Genomic DNA, 24,069 nt, shown 5'->3' on the forward strand with positions numbered 1-24,069 from the left:
ATGCAGGCCTCCGCCATACTTCACACCGCCACCGGTCCTCACCCGCTGGCTCTGCGCGTCGCGAACACCTTCTGGACGCGCCTGCGCGGCCTGATGCTGGCGCCGCCTCTGCCTGCCGGCAAGGGCCTGTTCATCCCCCGATGCACCAGCGTGCACGGCTCCTTCCTTCGCTGTCCCATCGATGTGATCTACCTGGACCGGCACGGCATTGTGACACGGTGCACCAGGCTCGCGCCATGGTCGCTGAGCCTGGCCAATGGACAGCGGCCATGCGGCGCCGCGCATACCCTGGAACTGGCCGCCGGCGCCATCGAAGCCTGGTCGATCGCCGCAGGCGACAGGCTGCAGTATGGCAGTCTTATCGGCGCCGGCGCTCGGCCATGTCGAACCCGTACTGAACGCGGCTCGGCCATGATCGAGTTCACGGTGGTCGCCCCGCTCATCACCTTGATCGGCCTGGGCCTGGTCCAATATGGAATGCTGTTTTTTGCACGCAGCCAGATCAACCACGCGTCATTCCTGGCGGCGCGTGAAGGCGTCACCGCCAATGCCAAGCTGAACAACATCTACGCCGCTTATCTGCGCGGATTGATACCGCTGTATGGCGGTGGCAAAACCACGGAGGAGCTGGCTGCCGCATTGACCCGCGCAGCCGGGGATATCGGCGAAAATGGTAGCGGCAATGCGCAGATCGAATTGCTCAATCCGACCAGGCAAAGCTTCGATGACTGGAACGAACCAGCGTTACAGGCCTTGCTCAAAACGGGCAACCGGCGCGTCATTCCCAACAGCGGGCTAGCCTACAAAGAACTGAAAGTGGGCGCGGCCTCGGGCCAGACGATACAGGATGCCAACCTGCTCAAGCTGCGCATCACCCATGGATACCTGCCCAAGATACCTCTGGTCAAAAACCTGTATACCACCTATCTCACCTGGCTGGACCCGCACACCGACGCCTTCCACACCAAATTGGTCGCAGACGGCCGCATTCCCGTCGTCACCAGCGTGACGCTGCACATGCAGTCAGACGCCGTCGAGTCTGAGGCCCCCATGTCATCGCCAGGTCCCGGCAACAGCGGGACGCCAGCCAACCCAGGCGATCCCCCTTTGAGCAACGACCCGCCACCGAACTGTGGCAATTACGGTTGCAGTTACCCCGCCCCACCGGCCACGCCGCCATGCAATCCGGCTACCGATCCAAGCAACTGCCAGCCCGCCCCTTGTTCAATGATGTGCTGTATCCCAACCGGAGGTATGCCATGAACCCCAGCTTACGCTATCTGCTCGCCACGTTCCTGCTGACAGTGTGGGCGTTATCGCAGGCCGCTGAGTGCGGCCCTGCACCCGGAGGACCTCCTGCCACATGCGAAGATGCGCCGGCCAGCCTATCCAGCGACGCTAGTCCGGATGCCGCAGCCGGCAACCCCATCAATGTCATGACCGGGAATAAATATCAGCGCGAGGTAGACATGCCTGCCCTGCCGGGCATCTTAGGACTGGAAATCGTCCGGCATTACAACAGCGCTTATGTCCGGCCCAACTCGCCCAATGGCCCGCTGGGCAGGGAATGGCGATTGTCGTATGAGACCACACTCTTCGACAAATATGGAAAAATACAAATACTGCAAGCCGACGGCAGACGTATCATCTTCGACCGTGACCGTAGCCATCCCAACCTGTGCAGCAGCCGCCTGCCCGGCAATGGCAGCGTCACGCTCAAGCCGCAGCCGGACCGCACATTGGAATATCTCTGGATCTGGCCCAACGGCAGGCGCCTGCAATTCAATCGTTGGGGCAAGCTCACCAGCATCACCGCCCCTAGCGGTGAGGTCCTGGTGCTGCAGTACGATAGCGGGCAAGGGTTGGTGAAAGTCATCGATCCACTCGGCAGGAGCCTGCACCTCACTTACCGGGGCCAACCATCGCAGGGACAGCCCCAGCGCTTCCTCGGCGTAAGCCATATCGATAGTCCCGTGGGCCGTTTTTCCTACCAGTTCGGGGGCGAAAAGCCTGCAGACGGTGCCCTCGCCGAAACGCGCTTCTGGCTGTCCAGCCTGGTGCGGGTCGACTACCCTCCCACCGCCCTCGCCGCCAACATGCCGCTTGTGGCAAGCGGCCGCCGGTACCATCACGAGGATACACGCATGCCTTGGCTGCTTACCGGCATCAGCATTACCTCTTCAGGCAGCGGCGGCAAGGAAGCGGCGACGCGCTTCTCGACCTACGGCTACGACAGCGGCGGCCGGGCCAACCTGAGCACACATGCCGGCGGCGCGGACCGAGTCACGCTCGATTTCAAGTCACCCGGCATCACCGTGCTGACCAACAGCCTGGGCCAGCGAACCACCTACCGGCATGCCATCATCGGCGGCGAGCACCGCCTGCAGGAAGTACGCGGCCCGGGATGCGCCACCTGCGGCCCTGGCAACATACGCTATGCTTACAATGACACCGCTCAACTCCTCGAGAGCACGGAACTGGACGCAACAGGCAGACCACTGTCCTCCCTCCGCTACCAGCGCAACGCGCTGGGCCACATCCTGCAGGTCGACAAAATTACGTTTGGCAGCCGTACCAGCCGACGGCAGCTGCTGCGTATCGAATATGACGAGGCCACCCTCCAGCCGCGCCTCATCGCCCAGCCCAGCGTCGTACCAGGCAAGGAACACCAGACCCGTATCGCCTACAACAGCGCGAGCCAGCCGCTAACGATAAGCGAGACCGGGTGGATCCCGGCTTACGATGGCAAACAGGCCGCTGCGCAAATAGAACTCACCCGCTCCTACCGCTACGCCCAAATTAATGGCCGCAGCCTGCTGACCGCCATCGATGGTCCACTACCGAATGGCAAATCCGGCAATCCCGGCGACTCCGACATTACCGTGCTGGAGTATGACAACCGTACGGCACAGGGCCCGTCGTCCCGGCCTGCCCCCGGCAGGCTGCCGGAATATCAGGCAGGAGAGCAGCTCGCCGGTCTGCTGACGCGCATCGTCATGCCTGGCGAGCGTGTCACGCAAATCATGGAGCGCGATGCGGCACTGCGTCCGGTCAGGCTGCGCAGCAACGATGGCGACCTGGTGCGTGATATCACTGTGCGCAGTAATTGGCGCGGCCAGCCCTTGGAAATCGAACTGGCGGCAGGAAATTTACGGCGCAAGCTGGCCTACGAGTACGATGTACGCGGACGCCTGCGCGCCTTTAGCCTGCCAGGCGGCGCGCGCAGCACACTGGAATACAACCCGGCCGGGCGCCTGTCGCGGGTAATACTGCCGGATGGCAGCGGGCTGGCCATCGAGCAGGATACCGAGCAGCGCATCCAGAGCCTCAGCCGCAACGCAACGATGCCAGGCCTGCCTGGCGGCATGCTGTCCCAAACCAGATTTTCCTATGAAGACGAGACCGCCTCGCCCGGCAGGCTGGCAGCCGTCCGCGATAACTTGGGGCTGCTGTACCGCTACCGGTACGATGACGCGGGTCAGGTCACGGCCATCGTCAACGCACTGGGCACTGTGCGCGGCATCGAGTATGACGGCGAAGGCAGGTTCGTGGCCCGCGTCGATGCCGCAGGAAGCGCCGAGGCCGCCACCTGGCGCTTCCGCCAGGACGAAGCTGGAAACACAACACTGATTACCGCCCCCAACAATGCGCGGACCACGCGCCGTTATGACGATTTTGGGCGCAAGGTGATGGAGGCAGATCCGGACCGTGGGATCTCGCTATTCCGACACGACGCCGCCGGACGGGTGCTGGCCAGCATGGATGCGACCGGCATGGCCACGCAATTCCGCTACGATCACGCCGGCCGCCTGCTGGCCGTCGGCAAGGACCGGTTTCGCGATTTGCTGCGATACCGTTATCGCGGCAGCCTGTTGGCAGAGATGGCAAGTACCAGCGATGGCAATCCCGTGCACATCCGGGAGCGGCTGGACTATCGTTACGACGCACTTGGCCAATTGATCAGCGAAGACCGCTGGCTGGCGGATGTCAACCAGCCTGGCTCCGTGACCAAGGGCCTGCGTTTCCTCAACCGCTATGCCTACGATCACGCCGGCCGCCTTGTGCGGCATATCCTGCCCGATGGGCACACGCTGCAATACCGCTACAATGCCACCGGACAATTGTTGGCCATACTGTTTGACGAAACTCCGGTAGTGAGCAGCATCGAGTCGTCCATCATGGGCGGTCTTACTGGGTATACCATGAGCAGCGGAGCCCGACAGCAACTCCAGCCCGACGCCAGGCGGCGCATGGTGCTGATGCGCACAGTCCATCGCGAAGCAGGCAAACCAAGTTACGATCTGTATCGCCAGCACAACCGCTATGACCGCGCAGGACGGCTGGACCAGATCGACCGCAGTTCCTCCTACGATAGCAAAGCGGTGCCTTTGGCATGGCGCGAGTCCTTCGGCTACGATGCGTTGGACCGCCTTACCAGCATCCGGACCAGCCAAGGCGGCAATACGGAATACCGCTACGACAATGGCGGGAACCGTATCGCCACAATCCACGCGTCCCTCCCGGCTTCGCCGAAGCTGCCGCCAGCATCAGGGCAGCTGCAGTATCATTACGCGCGCAATGGCAACTGGCTGCTGACCAGCTCGGAGTCAGCGCCCGCAGGCGGAGGCATACGCTACTTGCGCAGCGCCTGGTTTTATCACGAGGCCGGCTTGCCGCTCGCACTACTACAATGGCCTGACCAGCGCCCCGCGCAGCTACGCCGCATCGTGCACAACAGCGCCAAGCGTCCTGTGGCGGTGTACGAGCATGACCTGCTGGTGGCGCGCTACCATTACAACAGTCAGGGAGAACGCATCTCCAAGACGGTGTACCCGGCATCCGGAGCCCGAGGCGGCACCCACTACTTTCTCTACCAGCATCAACGCCTCGCTGCCGAAACGGATGGCCAGGGCCGCGTTACCGCACACTACATCTATCTGTTTGGCCGGCCGGTGGCCAAAATCGAAATGGCGGAAAACGCTGGCCGCCTGCACCGCTTATGGAAAACCGTGACGTTCCGCGATACGGTGGACTCCAGCGACAGCTTGGCCAGCATTTATGACATCGTCACAGATCACCTGGGTACGCCGCAAGTGGTCCTGAATGCGCAGCAAAAAATCATCTGGCAAGCGGCCACCGGCCCCTTTGGCGAGACCCGCCTACTGCACTCCGGCGCCAACAAGAAAGCCCAGCCTTTTGAACTCAACCTGCGCCTGCCGGGCCAGGTCTACGACGCCGAAACCGGACTGCACTATAACTACCTGCGCGACTACGATCCCACCCTGGGCCGCTATCTCGCCCCCGATCCCATGGGACTGGCGGGAGGAACCAATCCCTATGTGTACGTGTCCAACAATCCGTTGACCAGCATGGATCCGCTGGGGTTATACCAGATCGACGTGCACTACTACATGACCTTCTTTCTAGCGATCACGGCCGGTGTGGACAAGGAGACTGCGCGGCAGATTGCCTTAGCCACTCAGTACGTCGATGACAATCCGGTCACCGAACCCATGCTACCGAATGGCTTGCATCCAGACAGCCTCCTCGTAAACCAAGCGGCACTGGAACGATAATCACTTCATTCAATATGGCTACGACCCACCCCGCACTGCACTGGAAAGCGCCTATCTGTTTGCGTTTGGCGGAGACATGCAGAGCTACGTTGAACGTCGTGTCCTCAACCCAAGCAATCCTCAGCTGGAACGCCTGTACAACGCATCCAAATTCGCCAGGACCGATGCAAATGCAACATGCCGCTCCAGCGCCCAGCTATTTGGTGAATACCTTCATGCATTCGAGGACACCTTCGCGCATCGCGACCAAAACAATGCGCCCTATTCAGCCCTTTCCTTCGGGCTGGGCACAGGCCACCTGACAGGCGGAGAAAACCCTGACTTCACGTACAACCATAACGTCCTCTCGCCAGTAGGGTTTGGACAATGGGACACCAACGAGGACAGGACATTGGCAATGGAAAAAGCCGTGTTCGAGAAACTCAAAGAATTCAGCAATCCCAACGGCAAAAGTGAAAGTATCGAGTCCATCTTGTATACCCTTAAGACTTTTAATGGCATGCATGCGGATTTCAGCGCAGGGAACTTGGGACCGAAGATAGAAATACTTAACTCCACACTTAGATACCTGGGATATGACACCGAAATATATTACCAGAAAGGCGATAATCAATACGACAAAAAAAGGGCGCAAACCAACCGAGAGGAATCCCTGGGAATGCTAAAAACATCAGATTATGTCGGAACCATACTCCCGAGTGGTTATGACCCGCTACCAAAAGGAAAATAGCATGAAATTACATAATTTCACAATATCGACAAAAAAATAATTATTATGATTGGCATCATTGTCCTTTCCTATTTTTTTGTTAAAGATAGGAATACTCATATCATTCCAAAAACCAAATCAAACATTGAAACCAATTGCATTCCTGTCACTCCCGAAACTGGTCCATATAAGGAGGCTGTAATTTGGGAGCCCGGCGTGCATTGCGTCAAGGAGAATTTCTGGCAACAACGCCTTTCTGACTTCGCAGGCCACACTGGGCCGGCGCCGTACCGCCGCTTGATAGAAATTCGTTCCAACGACGTTATTCTTGACCTAAATGGAAATACGTTACATACAGACGGGGATTCCAGTGGAATCGTTGCAGTGGATTCCTCCTCCAGTGCAGCTGTGGTCAATCTTACAATCCGCAATGGCATTGTCGACTTGAGAGGCATAGGGGATGGCATTGACGTTTCGGAAACATGGCCATTTTGGAAGATAGAAGGCCAACCAAAGGAAAAACTGGTTCCGTTCAAAAAAACAAGAATAATTCTGGAAAATTTAACCATCAAAACTGATGGTAACGCTATCCAACTAGAAGGAGATGGAAATATTATTCGGAACTGCATAATTGAAAGCAGCGGCGATTTCGCAATTGGAATGGTCGGGCCAAACGGAAAAATCCTGAACAACAAGATCTTATTGTTAGACCCGTTTTTCCCAACCAGACTTATGCGAAGACAGATTGTTGAAAAAATAATTCAAAGAAGCGACGTAATTCATTTTCCGCGTTCAGCCATTTTGCTTTATCGCGCAACTAATACGCTGATTCAAGGAAACAGGATCGAAGTGGAGGGAAAATCCGATACACGTCACAACATATATCTAGCAAACCAAAGTACTGGAGTCATAGCATCTCATAATATAATAGTAGGGAAAGAAGAGCCAGCTAAGCTATTGGATCAGAGCAGTATTACGTTGGCAGATAATTCATATGAACCAGTCAGGCCTTGGTATAAATCACTAAAATCGACCACAGCAATGCCCGATTCGAAACGGGAAAGCAAGCCCATGCCGCAGAATATATCGATTAAAAATGGATTATAGTTAATTTCAATTTAGAGATGGGGTTACATCCAAAAAATAACTTTACGAGTCTTGCACTCAAGTTACCCCGCCACTCGAACCAACCAAAGAAATCGCTATAGAAAATTCTGGAATCTATTACTTATGAGTCGACTTTTCAAAAAATGTACCTGAATCGGTTACGCGGAGGATAAAGCCCGGCACCAAGCAATAATAAGAATACAGTACCTTATATCATTTTTGACTTGGGTGGCCACGTAATACATAGCGACGGATACCCCGAATTTGGTGCCTTGGTATAGATTATTATGATTTACAAAAAAACGGCGTACCGGAAACCGGCACGCCGCAAAAACCGCTGAGACTAAACAGCAACACGTACTACCACCCCACTACTCATCACAGGAACCGAGGCGGGTCCCTATGATGCAAAACAAAACACTCAGTGCACGTTGGTCGGCTGCTCCTTGACCACCGTGTCGCCAGCATTGCTCCTGGCGCGCACTGTCTTGACCTGCTCCTGGCTCACGGCGCCTGCCGTATTGCCCCAGGAGGTGCGGATATAGCTGATGGCCGCCGCCAGTTGGGCGTCGTCCAGCGATTCCGCAAAGGTCGGCATGCCGCCGCGTCCCTTGAGCACCGTGGTGATCACCGCATCCGCATCGCCCTGCACGAACTTGTTTGCCTTCAGGGCCGGAAACGCGCCCGGGATGCCGGCGCCGGTGGCCTGGTGGCAGGCTGCGCAATTCTGCGCGAAAGTGTCCTTGCCTTCCGGCTGCGCCAGCGCCACGGCCGGCATCATGCCCATTACTGCCAACGCTAAAACCTTCTTCATTCAATCTCCTGTTGTGCCGGCGGCGCATGCCGCCACGCCGGTTTTCGTATTACGCCTGCACCAGGCGCTGGTGGATGCGCGCTATCTGCTGCCAGGCCGATTCGATGGCGCCGGCCTGCCAGCCGCCCAGGTAGCTCATGTGCTCGCCGGCCAGCAAGGTGCGGCCCTCGCCATCCCACAGCACCGGATAGTCGCGCGAGCGCGATTCGTCGTTCCACATGGCCCAGCCGCCCAGGTTGTACTTGACGCGGTGCCAGGCCACCGAGAAGCCGCTCTCGAAGTTGTCGCGGTACTGGCCGGGGAAGATGGCCTCGCCCGCCGCCAGCGCATGGTCGATGCGGCCCTTCAGGTCCAGCGCGCTGACCATGGCGGCGTCGGCGCCGAAGTTGTAGTAGCCCAGCAGCGTGCCCTTGCCGCCCTGCCAGTTGGTCGACGGCAGCGAGATCAGGTTGACGCCCTTGGCGTCGGTGTACACATGGCCGCCGTAGATGCCGTGTTCGGTCTCCCAGAAGCGGCTCTTCATCTGCAGGCCGATCTTCCCGACCGGCATATAGGCTGCGCCCTGCATGGCGGTCTTGAACTTGTCGGAGAAGTTGGTGTCGATCTGGCGCAGCACCGAGAGCGGGATGGTGCACAGGCAGAAGTCGCCGGTCACCACCGATTCCTTGCCGGTCTGGGTATTCTTCACATAGGCCTGGACCTTGGTGTCGCTGTTCACCAGTTTGGTGACCTCGGTGTTGTAGCTGATGTTCTTCGCCACGCGCTTCTCGATGGCCTTGGCCAGCTGGTCCATCCCGCCCACCGGTTGCAGCATGGTGGACTGCTGGGTGAACTCGTGTACCGAATGGTAGATCAGGCCCAGCTTGGATTGCAGCAGGTCGGAGAAGGCCAGCGGATCAGACGGCACACCGGGCCCGGGCGACACGCCGGCGCCGGGGTTGACCTTGTAGCCGCGCCCTTCCGTGCCCTTGTAGCTGAGGTCCTTCTTGTCCAGGTAGCCCTCGTTGACCAGGTAGTCGAGCAGCAGCTGCTTGTCCTCGGCCTTGACCTGCTGGTCCATGGCGCCGCTCTTGATGGACTTGGCCAGCAGTTCGTCGACATAGCCGCGCATGTCGGCCTTGACCTCGAACATGCGCAGGCGCTTCTTGGCCAGCGGACCCTTGGCGTTGGCGCTATACACATACGCCGCGTCGTTGTCGTTGTTGAACAGCTCCAGCGGGACGTTGAATTCCTTGGTGTAATGCAGGGTCGAATAGTGGTTGAACGGGATGCGCCACGGGCCGAAGTTGATGTACTGCTTGTCGTCGAAGGTGCACAGCTGCTTCTCGCCGCCGAGCTCCTCCAGCACCTTGCCCTTGCGCGCCGTCTGCGCGCGGCCGCCGGCAAAGGAGCGGGCCTCGATCACCTTGACGGTGTAGCCTAGCTTGCCCAGTTCATAGGCCGCCGCCAGGCCGCCGACACCGGCGCCCAGTATCAGCACGGTCTTGCCCTTGCCGCTGCCCTGCAGCTGCGGCGGCGCTCCCATGGTCGAGGCCATGTCCATGCCCCAGGCCTTCATGCTGGCGAGCAGGAACCCAGTGCCGCCAACGGCCAATGCTTTTGCGAGAAAATCGCGCCGCGAGGCGCCGGGAAGTACGAAATTGTTAGACATGATCACCTGAAAGAAGAAAGCAGTTCTACTACAAGGACGGCCCGACTACACCGGCATATGAGCAAGCCCTGTGCCAGCCCACGTCGCTATAACAGAGAGAGATTTGGAGAGTTTTGCGGCGCCTGCCAGCCCCGTAAAGGTGCGGGGGCGCACCACGGCACTGTCTTTGTGCAGCGCCGGGCGGAAATGTAAAACTATGTTTTTACGGCGCCGCCTGTGCCCTTGCGGCGCGCGTGATAAGATGCTGCTCGCAACCGTTCTACACGCCACCGACCATGCACACCTCCATCGCCCACCAGGCTGAATCGCTGATACGCGCCACCGGCGCCCGTCTGACGCGCCCGCGCGCCGTGGTGCTGGAGTTCCTGCTCAAGCAGGACAAATCGCTGACCCACCACGACATCCAGGACGCCCTGTCCGAGGAGGCGCTGGACCCGGTGACCCTGTACCGCGTGCTGGAATGGCTGACAGAAAACGAGCTGATACACCGCATCGCCGCCGCCGACCAGGTGTGGCGCTTCCGCGCCGGCGCCGGCCACCATGGCCACGAGCACGCGCACTTCCAATGCACCCGCTGCGAGGAAGTGACCTGCTTCACCGAAGTGCCGCTGCCGCGCAAGATGAAACTGCCGGACGGCTTCCAGTCCGAGGAAGTCGACTTCCTCATCAAGGGCACTTGCCCCCACTGTGCCAAGCTGCGCTGAGAGGCTGGCTCAAAATGAGCGTGGCGTCGTTGCAGCACCTCGCCGTGCAGGCGCACTGTCTTCGGCGCCGCGCCTAGCTACGCGCATTTTGGGCCAGCCTCTGATTCTTCGCATGGAATGAAGGCATGCCAAACGCGGCAGGCATTTGTACGTCCAGCGATTTATTAATGCAACTCTATTGCGTTAATGACCAGGCCGCCATAGAATGCAATTCTGTTGCATTAACGACTGCGAGTATCTCATGGCTGAACACGACCGCCGCCTGCCCGTCACCGTCCTTTCCGGATTCCTGGGCGCCGGCAAAACCACCCTGCTGAACCACATCCTGGCCAACCGCGACGGCCTGCGCGTGGCCGTCATCGTCAACGACATGAGCGACGTGAACATCGACGCCGCCCTGCTGTCCGATGGCGCCCGCAACGCCGGCGCGGCGCTGTCGCGCACCGAGGAGCGCCTGGTCGAGATGAGCAACGGCTGCATCTGCTGCACCCTGCGCGAAGACCTGCTGCTGGAGGTGCGCAAGCTGGCCACCGAAGGCCGCTTCGACTACCTGCTGATCGAATCGACCGGCATAGGCGAGCCGATGCCGGTGGCCGCCACCTTCGACTTCGCCGACGAGCAAGGCCAGTCGCTCAACGACGTGGCCCGCATCGACACCATGGTGACCGTGGTGGATGCCGCCAACCTGCTGGCCGACTATAACGGCGCCGACTTTCTGGCCCAGCGCGGCCTGTCTGCAGGCGAAGGCGACGAGCGTACCCTGGCCGCACTGCTGGCCGAGCAAATCGAATTTGCCGACGTGGTGGTCATCAGCAAGGCCGACCTGGCCGGCCCGGCACAACTGGCCGAGGTCAAGGCCGTGGTCAAGGCGCTCAACCCGCAGGCCGAGATCGTCGCCGCAGAACGCGGACGGGCGCCCCTGCACCGCCTGCTGGGGACCGGCAAGTTCGACCTGGAACGGGCCAGCGCCATGGCCGGCTGGGCGCGCGAGCTGGCCGGGCTGCACGCGCCGGAAACCGAGGAATACGGGATCACCAGTTTCGTCCTGCGCACCCGCCAGCCGCTGCACGCGCAGCGCTTCAGCGCCTTCCTCGACCTGCCGCTGGACGGCCTGCTGCGGGCCAAGGGCTATCTCTGGTTCGCCAGCCGCCACGAATGGGCGGTGGCTTACTCGCGCGCCGGCCGCATCGCCTCGGTGGAACCGGTCGGCCAGTGGTGGGCCGCCGCCGACGCCGCACGCTGGCCGCAGCCGGACGATCCCTACCGGCGCGAGATCGAGGAACAATGGCAGGAGCCCTACGGCGACCGCATCAACGAAATCGTCTTCATCGGCCGCCGCATGGACCGCGCCGCCATCGAAGCCGCGTTCCGCCACTGCGTGCTGACGCCGGCCGAACTGGCGCAAGGCATGCTTGCCTGGCGCAGCCTGCCCGATCCCTTCCCGGCCTGGCGCCGTGACGAGATCGAGGAATAACCACGCAGTACAGCAACGCTACCGCGGCCGGCGGCCCGGTATCACGGCCCGCCAACGCGGCGTGCCATGGAGTCAGAACGCGCCGACGTAATTCTCGGCCACGGCGGTCGCCAGCGCCCGCGAACTGACCACGTTACGCAGCTCGGCGCGCTGCATCTCGCGCTCGAACGGCGAGGCGTCGGCAAAGCTGTGCAGCATGCGCGTCATCCACCACGAGAAGTACTCGGCGCGCCAGATGCGCTTGAGCGCTTCCTCGCTGTAGCCCCGCAGCTTGTCCTCGCTGTTGTGGCGGTAGTAGTGCTCCAGGCCGCGCGCCAGCACCTTCACATCGCCGACCGCCAGGTTCAAGCCCTTGGCGCCGGTGGGCGGCACGATATGGGCCGCGTCGCCGGCCAGGAACAGGCGTCCCGCCTGCATGGGCGTGGACACGAAGCTGCGCATGCCGATGATCCCCTTCTGGAAGATACGGCCTTCCTTGAGCTTCCAGCCGTCGTTGTTCTCCAGGCGCGCGTGCAGTTCTGCCCAGATGCGGTCGTCCGACCAGTTGTCCACGTGGTCGCTCGGATCGCATTGGAAGTACAGCCGCTGCACGGTGGGCGAACGGGTGCTGACCAGGGCGAAGCCGCGCTCGTGGCGGGCGTAGATCAATTCCTCGGACGAGGGGGCCGACTCCACCAGGATGCCGAACCAGCCAAACGGATAGATGCGCTGGAAGTCGGTGCGGCCGGCCTGGTTGGGCATGGCCGGACGGGCCACGCCATGAAAACCGTCGCAGCCCACCACGAAGTCCGCTTCGATTTTGCATTGCTCGCCGCGATGCAGGAAGGTGATGGACGGGCGGCTGGTGTCGGCGTCGTGCACGGCGGTGCCGCTCACTTCGAACAGCAGCTGGCCCTGGGCCGCGATGCGCGCCGCCACCAGGTCCTTGATCACTTCGTGCTGGGCGTAGACGGTGATGGCCTTGCCGGTCAGGCCGGAAAGATCGATGCGGTGGCGCTTGCCGTCGAAGGCCAGTTCGAAGCCGTGGTGCAGTGCACCTTCGGCCCGCATGCGCTCACCGACGCCGGTCTCGTTGAGAATGTCCATGGTGCCCTGCTCCAGCACGCCGGCGCGGATGGTGGCTTCGATGTCGGCGCGCGAGCGGGTCTCGACGACCACGGATTCGATGCCTTGCAGGTGCAGCAGGTGGGACAGCAGCAGGCCGGCCGGGCCGGCGCCGATGATGGCGACTTGGGTACGCATGATGGTCTCCGTATGCGGGTTGTTGTTCGTATGACTGCATCGTAGTCGCCGCGCGGCCGGAATAAAATGGATGAAACCGGAAAAAGCTTGTACTATTTTGACAGACGACGTTTTACACTCCTGGACCATCTTCATGCCGCAGCGCGACAAGACCAGCACCGCAGAGATCCCCCGCTTCGCCCTGTACGGCGAGCAGACAAGGGCGGACGGCGCGGAATTCGTCCATATCGAACTGATAGAGACGCGCAGCCGCCTGTACGACTGGCATATAGACAGCCACACGCACCCGGGCCTGTTTCAGGTACTTTTTTTATTCGGCGGCGAGGTCCGGGCCGAGGTCGACGGCGCGCTATGGGAGCACGGCGGTCCGGTGGTGATCACCCTCAATCCCTCGGTGGTGCATGGTTTCGCCTTCTCGCCCGAGGCGCACGGCTATGTGCTGACGGTGGACCAGAACGTGGTGTTTTCGGTCGACCTGTTCGCGCCGCTGTTCGTGCAGCCGCTGGCCATCGACCTGTCCCCGATGCCGCAGGTGGCGGCGCGCATCGAACCGCTGCTGCAGAACCTGATCGAGGAATCGCTGTGGCCGCACCATGGCCACACGCTGATGCTGGAATGGCTGGCGCGCAGCGCTTTGCTGCTGCTGGTGCGGGTGCTGGACCAGCACCGCCTGGCCGACCAGTCGGGCCGCAGCGACTTCGAGCTGTTCAGCCGCTTCCGCGCCGAGGTCGAGCAGCGCTACAAGGAGCAATGGCTGGTGGGCCGCTACGCCGAGGCGCTGCGGGTGACGCCCACGCGGCTGAACCGCCTGTGCCTCAAGCTGTCCGGCAAATCCGCCTTCGGCATCGCCCAGGACCGGCTGATGCTGGAAGCCTGCCGCAAGCTGACCTACGTCCCGGCCAGCATCGCCAGCATCGCCTATGAGCTGGGGTTCCAGGACCCGGCGTATTTCAGCCGGCTGTTCAAGAAGCACATGGGCGTCACGCCCAAGGAGTTCCGCAAGCATCCCGCCGAACAATGATTACAGCAGCGCGCTCAGTTCGACCTGTATCTTGATCAGGGCCGGCAGGCAGCGCTCCACCATCTGCTCCAGCGGCATGCGGCCCGCGTGCACGCTGATGTTCATGGCCGCTACCACCTCGCCGCGGAAGTTCTTGAGCGGGACGGCGATGGTGCGCAGGCCCAGTTCCAGTTCCTGGTCCACCAGCACATAGCCCTGGGCGCGGGCGCACGTGATTTCCAGCGCCAGACGTTCCTTGTTGACGATGGTGTGTTCGGTGATCTGCTCGGGCTGGGCGCGTTCCAGGAACCGCGTAATCTCGTCCTGCGGCAGGTAGGCCAGCAGCATGCGGCCGTTGGCCGTGCAATAGGCCGGCACCCGCGTGCCCGGCTGCAGCGTGGCCGACACCAGCTGTCCGGCGCTGACGGCCGCCACGCACACCAGCTGGTCGTGGTCCAGCACACCAGCCGACGCGGCCTCGCCCAGCGAGTACGCGAGCCGGTACAGCAAGGGCTGCACCACGCGCGGCAGCCGCGCCGAGTGCAGGTAGGACTGGCCCAGGCGCAGCACCATGGGCGTCAGCGAAAACAGCTTGTTCTCGTGCCGCATATAGCCCAGGTGGGTAAGCGTGATCAGATAGCGGCGCGCCGCCGCGCGCGTCAGGCCGGTGCGTTCGGCCACCTCTGCGATGGTCAAGCGGCTGCGTTCCTGGTCGAAGGCTTCGATCACTTGCAAGCCTTTTTCCAGTCCAGCGACCAGGTCGCGCGGCGATGGCGCTCCGTTGTCAGTATCCATGATGCAGAAAAGTCCGTATTTGTGCGCATATCGCACGATTTGTGCGCATAGCGAATATAGCATGCAATTCCCATCTTTTCACTCGGCGGCCCATTCCCTACTATCTCCCTCACACCCAGCCCCGGCCTCCACCTGGTGTCCACCCCCTGGTGTCAGATCTGCCATTAGCACCCGCTGGTGTCACCCGCTGGTGTCAGATCTGCCATTAGTACATGGGCTCGCCTTTGATAAGCAGGCTCATGTACCAATGGCAGACCTGACACCGGGTTTCCGGGTTTAGGACAGCGGTTTCGGAAGCCGTTTTTAACAACAAAGGAGACTGCTTTGAAATTCGATGCTATCGCGCCAGGCGTTTATCCCGAACTGGTCTATCCCCCGTATAAGTCCACCGTCAAGCGTGGCCCCACCCAGCCGCTGCTGCGCCTCGATGCGCGCACGCCGGTGGTGCAGAATATCGCTCCTTCGCCGCGCATCCTGCTGCCGCACGACGCCGACCTGACCGCGTACGGCGAGGGCCAGCCCTTGGGCGAGAAAATCGTCGTCACCGGCCGCGTGGTCGATGAAGACGGCAAACCGGTGCGCAACTCGCTGGTCGAAGTCTGGCAATGCAACGCGGCCGGCCGCTACCGCCACAAGAAGGACCAGCACAACGCGCCGCTGGACCCCAACTTCAATGGCTGGGGCAAGATGATGACCGACGACGACGGCCGCTACCGCTTCGTCTCCATCAAGCCCGGTCCCTACCCCTGGGCCAACCACGACAAGGCCTGGCGCCCGGCCCACATCCACTTCTCGCTGTTCGGCAATGTGTACGCACAGCGACTGGTGACCCAGATGTACTTCCCCAACGATCCGCTGTTCGACTACGATCCCATCTTCCAGAGCATCCCCGACTTGGCCGCACGCCAGCGCCTCATCTCGCGCTTCAGCCTCGAACACACCGTCGGCGACGAAATGCTGGGCTATGAATTCGACATCGTACTGCGCGGCCGCGACGCCACGCCCATGGGCATCTAAGGGAGAACAGACATGAGCAAGCCAATCACGACTTCGCAAACCATAGGCCCGTTCTCGCACGAGGGCTGGGGCTGGGCGGTGGAAATGACCGCGCCCGAGCGCCTGGAAACCAGCGCGCCCACCATCACCGTCAACGCCATCATCCGCGACGGCGACGGCGCCGCCATCAACGACGCCCAGATCGAAGCCTGGCAGCCGCACGTGGCCGACGCGGAAGCCGCGCAAGCCATTCCGGGCTTTCGCCGCGTGCCCAGCGACGACTCCGGCCGTGTGCTGCTGCGCCTGTCGCAGGTGGCGCAGGCGCCCGGCGAGCCTGTCGCCTACATCACCGTGTTCGCGCGCGGCCTGGTCAAGCACCAGTTCACCGCCCTGTTCCTGGAAGACGACCCGGGCCTGGCCGAATCGGCGATACTGTCGCAAGTGCCGCAAGCGCGACGCGCCACCCTGGTCGCCACCAGGACCGGCCCCGGCCAATATGAATGGGAGATCAACATGCAGGGCCCGCGCGAAACGGTGTTCTTCGACTATTCTTGATTCCAGGGAGATCCGGTGAGCGTATCGATATTCGACAGCTTCCTGACCACCACCGACATGATCGCCGTGTTTGACGACGCGGCCATCGTACAAGCCATGTTCCGTTTCGAGCAGGCGCTGTCGCAGGCGCAGGCCGACGAGGGCCTGCTGACCCAGCAGGCCGCGCGCGCCATCGCCGGCGTGTGCAACGCCCAGCTGTACGACATCCCGGCCCTGATCACGGCCGGCCGCCGTGCCGGCGCACTGGCCATTCCGCTGGTGAAGGAACTGACCAAGGCGGTGGCCTTGTACGACCAGGAAGCCTCCACCAAGGTCCACTGGGGCAGCACCAGCCAGGACGTGCTGGACACGGCCATGGTGCTGGCCACGCGCGACGCCCTGCAGCTGCTGGACGACGGCCTGCACGACCTGACCGGCCGTTTGCTGCTGCTGGCGGAACAGCACCTGGAGACCCCGGTGCTGGCGCGCACCCTGATGCAGCCTGCGCAAGTGACCAGCTTCGGCTTCAAGGCCGCCGGCTGGCTGGCGCCGCTGGTGCGGGCCCGCGCGCGCCTGCGCGAGCAAGCCGCGCGCGCGCTGCAGCTGCAGCTGGGCGGCGCCGTCGGCACCCTGGCGGTGATGGGCGAGCAAGGCCCCGCCGTGGCGCGCCGCGTGGCCGCCGCCCTGGGCTTGAAGGCCGCCGACGCTGCCTGGCACACCCAGCGCGACGAGTGGGTGCGCCTGGGCCTGGAAGTGGCCGTGCTGACGGGCAGCCTGGGCAAGCTGGCCACCGACTTGAGCCTGATGGCGCAGGGCGAGATCGCCGAACTGGCGGAACCGTCCGGCAATGGCCGTGGCGGTTCCTCGGCCATGCCGCACAAGCGCAATCCGGTATCGTCCATGATCGCGCTGGCCGCCGCCACCCGCACGCCGCAGCATGCTGCCGCCCTGCTGGCGGCCATGGGCCAGCAGCATGAGCGCGGCCTGGGCAACTGGCAGGCCGAGCTGGCCGAATGGCCGCAGCTGTTCCTGAGCGCGCACGGCTCGCTGCAGGCGCTCAACGATGCCTTTGCCGGGCTGACGGTGGATAAAGATCGCATGCGCCGCAACATCGACGCGCTGCAAGGCTTGGTGTTCGCCGAAGCCGCATCGGCTTACCTGGCGGGCGCCATCGGCCGCCCCCAGGCCCACAGCCTGCTGGAGAAAATGACGGGCGAGGCCCTGTCCAGCCAGCGCAACCTGGCCGACGTGCTGGCTGACGCGGTGCAAGCCGATGCCCAGCTCCAGGCCCACGTCGACCTGGAGCATCTGAACACCCTGTTCGATCCCGTGGCCGCCACCGGGCCGGGGCAGCGCCTGGCGCGCGCCCAGCTGCACACGCTGCGGGACGAGATCGCCGCGCTGAATGCGGCCCATTCCTATCACAAGGCCAGCAAATGAGCTACGATCCCTTCGACCACGACTTCGAGCGTGGCCTGACCAACCGCCGCGGCATCCTGGGTGACGCCTGGGTGGACCGTTCGCTGAACAATGCGAACAGTTTCAACGCCGAATTCCAGAACCTCATCACGCGCTTTGCCTGGCATGAAATCTGGGGCCGTCCCGGCCTGGAACACAAGACGCGCCGCTGCATCGTCCTGTCCATCACCATCGCCCTGGGGCGCTGGGAGGAATTCGACCTGCACGTGCGCGCCGCACTGCTGGGCGACGAGGCCAGCAAGCTGACCCCCGACCAGCTCAAGGAAGTGCTGATACAGTCCGCCATCTACGCCGGCGTCCCGGCCGCCAATACCGCTTTCACCCACGCGCTGGCCATCCTGCGCGAAGTCGGTCCGCAAATCGGCTATGAGGTCGAACCGCTGGCGCCGGCCGCCACCAGCCACCCCGGCGCCGGCCGCGAAGGCCGCACCGCCAGCACACCCGCCCTGCACTACAGCGTGCGTGCGCCGCGCAACGGCAAGGCGCCGCGCCACACCGTGGTGCTGAGCCATGCACTGGGCTGCGACCTGGCCATGTGGGATGCGCTGGCCAACCTGCTGGCCGAGGATAACCGTGTGATCGTCTACGACCATCGCGGCCACGGCGGCTCGGACTCGCCGGACGGCCTGTACGCCATGGCCGACCTGGCCGACGACGCCGCGCGCCTGCTGCGCGAACTCGATACCGGTCCGGTGGTGTGGATAGGCCTGTCGATGGGCGGCATGGTGGGCCAGGAGCTGGCCCTGCGCCATCCCGCGCTGGTAAGGGCGCTGGTGCTGGCCAATACCACTTCCGGCTATCCCGAGGCGGCGCGCGCCGTGTGGCAGCAGCGCATAGCCACCGTGCGTGCGCAAGGCATCGACGTGATCGCGGACGCCGTCATGGGCCGCTACTTCCACGAAGGCTTCCGCGCGCAGCACGCATCCACCGTGGCGCGCTACCGCCGCCGCCTGACCAGCACCGATGCGGTCGGCTACGTGGGCTGCTGCAACGCGGTCGGCACGGTGGACACCACGGCGCGCCTGGGCGGCATCGCCGTGCCGACGCTGGTGATCGCCGGTGAGCTGGACCAGGGCACGCCGGTCGAGATGGCGCAGACGCTGGCCTCCGCCATCCCAGGCGCCCGCCTGGAAGTGCTGAAGGAAGCCTCGCACATCAGCTACGCCGAGCAGCCGCTAGCCTTCACGCAGGCCGTCACCGGCTTTATCGCTGGGCTGTAAACGCCAACGGCCGGCGCACGCGCCGGCCGTCTTCAAAGCGGGAACGGCTTAGACACCAGGATCGCGCACCTTCTCGATCTTGTCGAACTCCACGTTGAAGTAGCCGCCATTGCCGGCTTCCGCCTTGCGGATGTAGACGTTCTGCACGATGTCGCGCGTCTCGGCATCGATGCTCACCGGGCCGCGCACGCTGGTCCAGCTCATGCCCTTCATCGCGGCCAGCAGCTTGTCCCCGCTGCTATCGCCATTGGTCTGCTTGAGCGCCTGGTACAGCAAATGCATGCCATCATACGCGCCCACCGAATGGAAGTTGGGACGCATGCCCTTGTTGGCCTTGCCGAAGGCTTCCACGTAGGCCTTGTTCTCCGGCGACGGATGGGCCGCCGAATAGTGATGGCTGCTCACCACGCCGTTGGCGGCCGCGCCTATGCTGGGCATGAGGTCGTCGTCCAGCACGTCGCCGGTGCAGATCAGGCGGATGCCGGCCTGCGCCAGGCCACGGTCGGTGAACTGCTTGAGCACCGCAGCGCCCTCGCCGGACGGCACGAACACGAACAGCGCATCGGGTTTCAAGTCCTTGACCTTGGCCAGGAAGGGCGCGTAGTCCGGATTGCGCAGCGGCGCGCGCAGGCTGTCGAGCACCTTGCCGCCATTGGCGCCGAAGTCCTTGACGAACACCTTCTCCGCATCCAGTCCAGGACCGTAGTCGCTGACGAAGGTCACCACGCTGCGGATCTTGTTCCTGGCGGCCCATTGCGCCATGGGGGCCGTCACCTGCGCCAGCGTGAAGCCGGTGCGCACGATGTAGGGCGAGCGCTGCGGTATCACCGAGGTGGCGGCCGCCATCACGATCATGGGAACCTTGGCCTGGGTGGCCACCGGGGCGGCGGCAAAGGCCAGCGGGGTCAGACCGAAGCCGGCCAGCACCTGCACCTTGTCGCGCGAGATCAGTTCCTGGGCCAGGCGCTTGGTCACGTCCGGCGCCACGCCGCCGTCGTCCTTGAGGATGATTTCCACCGGGCGCCCGGCCACGCTGGCGCCGTTCTGCTGCATGTACAGCTTCACGGCGGCCTCGATCTGGCGTCCGGTCGAAGCGAAGGGCCCGGACATGGGCACGATCAGCCCGACCTTGAGCGGCTCGGCCGCCCGGCCGATGGACGGCAGGACGCCGGCCGACAAGGCGGCGGCGCCCAGCACGAGGTGACGACGCTGGCTGTTGATTTGTTCTGGCATGCTTGTCTCCTGTTTTATGGTCGTTGTTGCAGCTTATAAGTCCAGCACTAAAGTGGCGCTGCGCGCGCGCGAGCAGCAGGGGGTGAAAATATCGTTGGCGGCCTGCTCCTCCTCGGTCAGGTACAGGTCGCGGTGATCGGGCACGCCTTCCAGGACCTTGGTCAAACAGGTGCCGCACACGCCCTGCTCGCAGGACGCAGGAATGAACACGCCCTGCTCGCCCAGCACCTGCAGCACGCTGCGGTCGGCCGGTATCGTGTATACCTTGCCGGTGGAGGCAATCTTCACGTCAAAGGGCTGGTCGCCTCCCTGCGCAGGCGTAGCGGCCGCGCCGAAGTATTCCAGGTGCACCTGCTCCCTGGGCCAGCCGTGTTCCTTGGCCACGGCCAGCACATGGTCGATGAAGCCGCCCGGGCCGCACAAATAGAGATGGGCGCCGCGATCGGCGGACGCCAGCAGCGCGGCCAGGTCGAACTTCTGCTCCGCCGGGCCGCTGTCGTGGTGATAATGGACACGCGCCGCATACGGCGCCTGCGCGATGCGCTCGCGGAAGGCGGTGCGCTCGGGCGAGCGGGTGCAGTAGTGCAGCTCGAAGTCAGCGCCCTGCGCTGCCAGTTCCTCCGCCATGGCCAGGATGGGCGTCACGCCTATGCCGCCCGCCAGCAGCAGGCTGCGCTTGCCGTCCGCCAGCGGAACCAGCGGAAAATGGTTTTTCGGCTCGCTGATCTCCAGCTGGGCGCCGGCGTGGATATCGTCGTGCATGCCCTGCGAGCCGCCGCGCGAGGAGGGATCGCGCAGCACGCCGATCACATAGCGGTGGCGCTCATGGGGCGGATTGCACAGCGAGTACTGGCGCACCAGTCCCGGCTTCACGTGCACGTCGATATGCGCGCCGGCCGTGAATGGCGGCAGCGGCTGGCCGTCCAGGCTGACCAGTTCGAAGCTGCTGATGCCCTCCGCCTCCTCCTGCTTGCGGGCCACGCTCACCTTCATGGTATTCATGCGGCCCGCTCCTGCTCGAGCATCTGGTCTATCATGCGGCGCGACTGCACCCCGCCCGCGTCGATGTTCAACATCAGCAGCTTGCGTTCGGGATGGCGCAGGATGTTCTGCTGCTGCAGTTCCAGCATGTCCCGGTCTTCCCCGAAGATCTTACCTTGTCCTTCGCGTATGGTGGCGGTCAGTTCCTTGTCGTCCGGGCGGAAGTTGCGCGCCATGCCCCAGAAATACCAGTGCGAGGTCTCGGTTTCGGGCGTGATGAAGTCGACCACGATGCTGGAGGCCTTGTGCGCCGGGTCGGCGTGGTAGCCGCCTTTTCCCGCATGCGCCACGCCGACTTCGATCAGCACGTGACTGGGCTTGGTGAAGCGGCAGATTTGCCAGCGGTCGACCGGCACGTCGTCGGCCAGGCCGTTGCCGCGCAGGGCCGCGCGCCAGAACGGCGGCGCCATGATGTTTTCCATGAACCGGCTGGTGACCACTTGCTCGCCTTCGATCTTTGTGGTGACCGGGGCCTCGTCGATTTCCTTCTGGCCTATGCTGGAGGCGTGGACGTAGGTCTCGTGGGTCAGGTCCATCAGGTTGTCCACCATCAGGCGGTAGTCGCAGTTGATGTGATACAGGCCGCCGCCGTAGGCCCATTCCGGATTGTCGGCCCATTCCAGGTGATGAATCAGGGCCGGATCGGCCTTCTCTTTTTCGCCCGGCCAGACCCAGATGAAGCCGTAGCGCTCCTCCACCGCATAGCTGCGGATGCACGGGAAGCCGCGCACGCGCTGGCCCGGCATGCTGATGGCCTTGCCGTCACAGCCCATTTCCAGCCCGTGGTAGCCGCACACCAGCTGGCCGTCGCGCACAAAGCCCAGCGACAGGGGCGCGCCGCGATGCGGACAGAAGTCCTCCACCGCCGCCACTTTGCCTCCCGCGCCGCGATAGAACACGATTTTCTCGCCGCAGATCTGGCGTCCCAGCGGCTTGCCCTCGATCTCGTCGGGGGTGCAGGCCACGTACCAGGTGTTTTTGGGGTACATGAGGTCTCCTTTGCTTGCTTTTATCTGATTATTCTTTATATATTCAGCGCACTGAATATAGTAAAGTATAGACACTCGCACCGCGTTGTAAACTGAATTCGATGCGGCGCCGCACAACAGAGACCTCCATGTCCGAACCCGAAAGCAAATTGATCAACCTGTACGAACATCCCGGCCACCTGCTGCGGCGCGCGCAGCAGATTTCCGTCTCCATCTTCATCGATGAAATGGGCACGGAGCTGACCCCGGTGCAGTACGCGATACTGCGCAACCTCACCCAGCATCCGGGCACCGACCAGGTCACCCTGTCCGCGCTGACCGGCATCGACACTTCCACCGGCGCCACCGTGTGCGCGCGGCTGGAGGAAAAGGGGCTATTGGAACGCAAGGTGATCCCGCACAACCGCCGCCAGCGCGCGCTGACCATCACGGCGGCCGGCGAGCAGCTGCTCGACAGCCTGATCCCAGGCTCGCAGCGCCTGCGCAAGCGGCTGCTGGCGCCCCTGTCCGGCGAGGAGCAGCTGCAGTTCATGGAACTGCTCACCAAGCTGGTGGACGGGAACAACGAGCAAAGCCGCGCGCCCCTCGCCACAAGGTCACGGGTCGCTGAATAATTCAAGGATCACGGACCGCAGCCAGGCATTGGCGCCATCCTTGGCGTACTTGCGGTGCCAGTGCTGCTTGAGGTCGAAGCGCGGTATCTCCAGCGGCGGTTCGACCAGCTTGATATCGGCGAACTGCGCAAAACTTTCCCCCACCGCGCGCGGCACGGTCGCCATCAAATCACTGCCCGCGATCAGGAAGGGAATGGACATGAAGTGCGGCGTCAGCAGCACCACCCTGCGCTCTATCCTCTGCCGCACGAGGAATTGCTCGAACAGCTCCTGGCTGCGGCCCCCGGCGCGTATCACTGCATGGCCCATCTTCAAAAACTGCTCCATGCTCATGCGCTTGTGCCGGTAAGGATGGCTGGCGCCCAGCAGGCACACGAAGGAGTGCGAGAACAGCCGCTGCTGGAAGAAATTGCGGTTCTTCAGGTCCGGAAAATAGCCCACCGCCAGGTCCACCTCGCCCTGCTCCAGCGCCAGCTGCAATTCGGCCGGGTCCATGGACACCGAACAGATGGACGCATGCGGCGCATCGCGCCGCAGCCGCTCCAGCAGGCGCGGTAGAAACGTCATTTCCCCGATATCGGACAGCGCCAGCGTGAAGCGGCGGTCGGTGCTGGCCGGGTTGAACTGCTCGCTGGCCAGCACGTCGTTCTGCAGCCGCTGCAGGATGTCGCGGGTGGGGCTGATCAGGGTGGCGGCGCGCGGAGTCGGCTCCATGCCGCGCGCCGTGCGCACGAACAGGGGGTCGGCCAGCGCCGTGCGCAGCTTGTTGAGCGCCACGCTGACGGCAGGCTGGCTCATGCCCAGCTTGCGCGCCGCGCCGCTGACGCTGCGTTCCTCATAGATGGCCAGCGCCACCGGCAGCAGGTTGAGATCGAACTGGTTCATGCCGAA

20 protein-coding genes are annotated in these 24,069 nt (G+C 62.9%); 12 read left to right on the forward strand and 8 right to left on the reverse strand.

Features of this window, described 5'->3' with window-relative positions; genetic code table 11:
• The 4 genes from ACLB1G_RS04090 (at position 1) to ACLB1G_RS04105 (ending at position 7,392) form a co-directional block, all read left to right on the forward strand.
• Positions 1 to 1,263 carry a DUF192 domain-containing protein gene (locus tag ACLB1G_RS04090; protein ID WP_491625912.1) on the forward strand — a complete coding sequence of 421 codons (1,263 nt, stop codon included), beginning with the start codon at positions 1 to 3 and terminating at the stop codon, positions 1,261 to 1,263.
• Positions 1,260 to 5,576 (forward strand): DUF6765 family protein, encoded by a 4,317-nt coding sequence (locus ACLB1G_RS04095; protein ID WP_491625913.1) that lies wholly within the window; start codon positions 1,260 to 1,262, stop codon positions 5,574 to 5,576. Before ACLB1G_RS04090 ends, ACLB1G_RS04095 begins: the two co-directional genes overlap by 4 nt.
• A gap of 76 nt (positions 5,577 to 5,652) precedes the next feature.
• The gene (locus ACLB1G_RS04100) at positions 5,653 to 6,306 is read left to right on the forward strand and encodes a hypothetical protein (protein ID WP_491625914.1); all 654 of its coding nucleotides are present in this window, start codon (positions 5,653 to 5,655) and stop codon (positions 6,304 to 6,306) included.
• Positions 6,307 to 6,351: 45 nt separating this feature from the next.
• Positions 6,352 to 7,392: a right-handed parallel beta-helix repeat-containing protein gene (locus tag ACLB1G_RS04105; protein ID WP_491625915.1), complete on the forward strand. Its 1,041-nt coding sequence runs from the start codon at positions 6,352 to 6,354 to the stop codon at positions 7,390 to 7,392.
• A 421-nt stretch (positions 7,393 to 7,813) separates the two neighbouring features.
• On the opposite strand, the gene ACLB1G_RS04110 is transcribed toward ACLB1G_RS04105, so the two are convergent.
• Together ACLB1G_RS04110 and ACLB1G_RS04115 are read right to left on the reverse strand one after the other, a co-directional pair.
• Complete coding sequence (locus ACLB1G_RS04110; RefSeq protein ID WP_491625916.1) at positions 7,814 to 8,206, reverse strand: c-type cytochrome; 393 nt, start codon at positions 8,204 to 8,206, stop codon at positions 7,814 to 7,816.
• Between the two features lie 49 nt (positions 8,207 to 8,255).
• On the reverse strand, positions 8,256 to 9,857 hold the full coding sequence (locus ACLB1G_RS04115; RefSeq protein WP_491625917.1) for a flavin monoamine oxidase family protein: 1,602 nt from the start codon (positions 9,855 to 9,857) through the stop codon (positions 8,256 to 8,258).
• Between the two features lie 275 nt (positions 9,858 to 10,132).
• Here ACLB1G_RS04115 and ACLB1G_RS04120 point away from each other — a divergent pair, with 275 nt between their 5' ends.
• Both ACLB1G_RS04120 and ACLB1G_RS04125 read left to right on the forward strand, forming a co-directional pair.
• Positions 10,133 to 10,561, forward strand: a complete 429-nt coding sequence (locus ACLB1G_RS04120) for a Fur family transcriptional regulator (RefSeq protein WP_491625918.1) — start codon at positions 10,133 to 10,135, stop codon at positions 10,559 to 10,561.
• Between the two features lie 241 nt (positions 10,562 to 10,802).
• Positions 10,803 to 12,035 (forward strand): GTP-binding protein, encoded by a 1,233-nt coding sequence (locus ACLB1G_RS04125; protein WP_491625919.1) that lies wholly within the window; start codon positions 10,803 to 10,805, stop codon positions 12,033 to 12,035.
• A gap of 72 nt (positions 12,036 to 12,107) precedes the next feature.
• Here ACLB1G_RS04125 and ACLB1G_RS04130 read toward each other — a convergent pair whose 3' ends face one another.
• Entirely contained in the window at positions 12,108 to 13,277 is a 1,170-nt protein-coding gene (locus ACLB1G_RS04130) for a 4-hydroxybenzoate 3-monooxygenase (RefSeq protein WP_491625920.1), read from the reverse strand.
• A 133-nt stretch (positions 13,278 to 13,410) separates the two neighbouring features.
• Here ACLB1G_RS04130 and ACLB1G_RS04135 point away from each other — a divergent pair, with 133 nt between their 5' ends.
• Positions 13,411 to 14,298 carry a helix-turn-helix domain-containing protein gene (locus tag ACLB1G_RS04135; protein ID WP_491626026.1) on the forward strand — a complete coding sequence of 296 codons (888 nt, stop codon included), beginning with the start codon at positions 13,411 to 13,413 and terminating at the stop codon, positions 14,296 to 14,298.
• On the opposite strand, the gene ACLB1G_RS04140 is transcribed toward ACLB1G_RS04135, so the two are convergent.
• Entirely contained in the window at positions 14,299 to 15,072 is a 774-nt protein-coding gene (locus tag ACLB1G_RS04140; protein WP_491625921.1) for an IclR family transcriptional regulator domain-containing protein, read from the reverse strand.
• 324 nt (positions 15,073 to 15,396) lie between these two features.
• Here ACLB1G_RS04140 and pcaH point away from each other — a divergent pair, with 324 nt between their 5' ends.
• From pcaH to pcaCD, 4 genes are read left to right on the forward strand one after another with little or no spacing between them, the layout of a single operon-like run.
• The gene (gene pcaH / locus ACLB1G_RS04145; protein ID WP_491625922.1) at positions 15,397 to 16,089 is read left to right on the forward strand and encodes a protocatechuate 3,4-dioxygenase subunit beta; all 693 of its coding nucleotides are present in this window, start codon (positions 15,397 to 15,399) and stop codon (positions 16,087 to 16,089) included.
• A 12-nt stretch (positions 16,090 to 16,101) separates the two neighbouring features.
• Positions 16,102 to 16,623, forward strand: coding sequence for a peptidase associated/transthyretin-like domain-containing protein (locus ACLB1G_RS04150; RefSeq protein ID WP_491625923.1), 522 nt, complete (start codon positions 16,102 to 16,104; stop codon positions 16,621 to 16,623).
• Positions 16,624 to 16,638: 15 nt separating this feature from the next.
• Positions 16,639 to 18,042, forward strand: coding sequence for a lyase family protein (locus ACLB1G_RS04155; protein ID WP_491625924.1), 1,404 nt, complete (start codon positions 16,639 to 16,641; stop codon positions 18,040 to 18,042).
• Complete coding sequence (pcaCD, locus tag ACLB1G_RS04160; RefSeq protein WP_491625925.1) at positions 18,039 to 19,301, forward strand: bifunctional 4-carboxymuconolactone decarboxylase/3-oxoadipate enol-lactonase PcaCD; 1,263 nt, start codon at positions 18,039 to 18,041, stop codon at positions 19,299 to 19,301. Before ACLB1G_RS04155 ends, pcaCD begins: the two co-directional genes overlap by 4 nt.
• A gap of 48 nt (positions 19,302 to 19,349) precedes the next feature.
• On the opposite strand, the gene ACLB1G_RS04165 is transcribed toward pcaCD, so the two are convergent.
• The 3 genes from ACLB1G_RS04165 to ACLB1G_RS04175 are packed head-to-tail and all read right to left on the reverse strand — an operon-like array spanning position 19,350 to position 22,564.
• Positions 19,350 to 20,534 carry an ABC transporter substrate-binding protein gene (locus ACLB1G_RS04165; RefSeq protein WP_491625926.1) on the reverse strand — a complete coding sequence of 395 codons (1,185 nt, stop codon included), beginning with the start codon at positions 20,532 to 20,534 and terminating at the stop codon, positions 19,350 to 19,352.
• Positions 20,535 to 20,567: 33 nt separating this feature from the next.
• The gene (locus ACLB1G_RS04170; protein WP_491625927.1) at positions 20,568 to 21,536 is read right to left on the reverse strand and encodes a PDR/VanB family oxidoreductase; all 969 of its coding nucleotides are present in this window, start codon (positions 21,534 to 21,536) and stop codon (positions 20,568 to 20,570) included.
• On the reverse strand, positions 21,533 to 22,564 hold the full coding sequence (locus ACLB1G_RS04175; RefSeq protein WP_491625928.1) for an aromatic ring-hydroxylating dioxygenase subunit alpha: 1,032 nt from the start codon (positions 22,562 to 22,564) through the stop codon (positions 21,533 to 21,535). The genes ACLB1G_RS04170 and ACLB1G_RS04175 overlap by 4 nt, the downstream gene beginning before the upstream one ends.
• 128 nt (positions 22,565 to 22,692) lie before the next feature.
• On the opposite strand from ACLB1G_RS04175, the gene ACLB1G_RS04180 reads away from it, so the two are divergent.
• Positions 22,693 to 23,178 (forward strand): MarR family winged helix-turn-helix transcriptional regulator, encoded by a 486-nt coding sequence (locus tag ACLB1G_RS04180; protein WP_491625929.1) that lies wholly within the window; start codon positions 22,693 to 22,695, stop codon positions 23,176 to 23,178.
• On the opposite strand, the gene ACLB1G_RS04185 is transcribed toward ACLB1G_RS04180, so the two are convergent.
• The gene (locus ACLB1G_RS04185) at positions 23,161 to 24,063 is read right to left on the reverse strand and encodes a LysR family transcriptional regulator (protein WP_491625930.1); all 903 of its coding nucleotides are present in this window, start codon (positions 24,061 to 24,063) and stop codon (positions 23,161 to 23,163) included. The two genes, ACLB1G_RS04180 and ACLB1G_RS04185, sit on opposite strands and share 18 nt — an antisense overlap.
• Between the last annotated feature and the right edge of the window lie 6 nt (positions 24,064 to 24,069).

The sequence above is a fragment of the Duganella kummerowiae genome, from assembly GCF_053572355.1.

Excerpts from the sequence above, each read along its gene's own strand:
- ACLB1G_RS04090 (WP_491625912.1), top strand. The coding sequence starts at position 1 with ATGCAGGCCTCCGCCATACTTCACACCGCCACCGGTCCTCACCCGCTG.
- ACLB1G_RS04095 (WP_491625913.1), top strand. The coding sequence starts at position 1,260 with ATGAACCCCAGCTTACGCTATCTGCTCGCCACGTTCCTGCTGACAGTG.
- ACLB1G_RS04100 (WP_491625914.1), top strand. The coding sequence starts at position 5,653 with ATGCAGAGCTACGTTGAACGTCGTGTCCTCAACCCAAGCAATCCTCAG.
- ACLB1G_RS04105 (WP_491625915.1), top strand. The coding sequence starts at position 6,352 with ATGATTGGCATCATTGTCCTTTCCTATTTTTTTGTTAAAGATAGGAAT.
- ACLB1G_RS04110 (WP_491625916.1), bottom strand. The coding sequence starts at position 8,206 with ATGAAGAAGGTTTTAGCGTTGGCAGTAATGGGCATGATGCCGGCCGTG.
- ACLB1G_RS04115 (WP_491625917.1), bottom strand. The coding sequence starts at position 9,857 with ATGTCTAACAATTTCGTACTTCCCGGCGCCTCGCGGCGCGATTTTCTC.
- ACLB1G_RS04120 (WP_491625918.1), top strand. The coding sequence starts at position 10,133 with ATGCACACCTCCATCGCCCACCAGGCTGAATCGCTGATACGCGCCACC.
- ACLB1G_RS04125 (WP_491625919.1), top strand. The coding sequence starts at position 10,803 with ATGGCTGAACACGACCGCCGCCTGCCCGTCACCGTCCTTTCCGGATTC.
- ACLB1G_RS04130 (WP_491625920.1), bottom strand. The coding sequence starts at position 13,277 with ATGCGTACCCAAGTCGCCATCATCGGCGCCGGCCCGGCCGGCCTGCTG.
- ACLB1G_RS04135 (WP_491626026.1), top strand. The coding sequence starts at position 13,411 with ATGCCGCAGCGCGACAAGACCAGCACCGCAGAGATCCCCCGCTTCGCC.
- ACLB1G_RS04140 (WP_491625921.1), bottom strand. The coding sequence starts at position 15,072 with ATGGATACTGACAACGGAGCGCCATCGCCGCGCGACCTGGTCGCTGGA.
- ACLB1G_RS04150 (WP_491625923.1), top strand. The coding sequence starts at position 16,102 with ATGAGCAAGCCAATCACGACTTCGCAAACCATAGGCCCGTTCTCGCAC.
- pcaCD (WP_491625925.1), top strand. The coding sequence starts at position 18,039 with ATGAGCTACGATCCCTTCGACCACGACTTCGAGCGTGGCCTGACCAAC.
- ACLB1G_RS04165 (WP_491625926.1), bottom strand. The coding sequence starts at position 20,534 with ATGCCAGAACAAATCAACAGCCAGCGTCGTCACCTCGTGCTGGGCGCC.
- ACLB1G_RS04170 (WP_491625927.1), bottom strand. The coding sequence starts at position 21,536 with ATGAATACCATGAAGGTGAGCGTGGCCCGCAAGCAGGAGGAGGCGGAG.
- ACLB1G_RS04175 (WP_491625928.1), bottom strand. The coding sequence starts at position 22,564 with ATGTACCCCAAAAACACCTGGTACGTGGCCTGCACCCCCGACGAGATC.
- ACLB1G_RS04180 (WP_491625929.1), top strand. The coding sequence starts at position 22,693 with ATGTCCGAACCCGAAAGCAAATTGATCAACCTGTACGAACATCCCGGC.
- ACLB1G_RS04185 (WP_491625930.1), bottom strand. The coding sequence starts at position 24,063 with ATGAACCAGTTCGATCTCAACCTGCTGCCGGTGGCGCTGGCCATCTAT.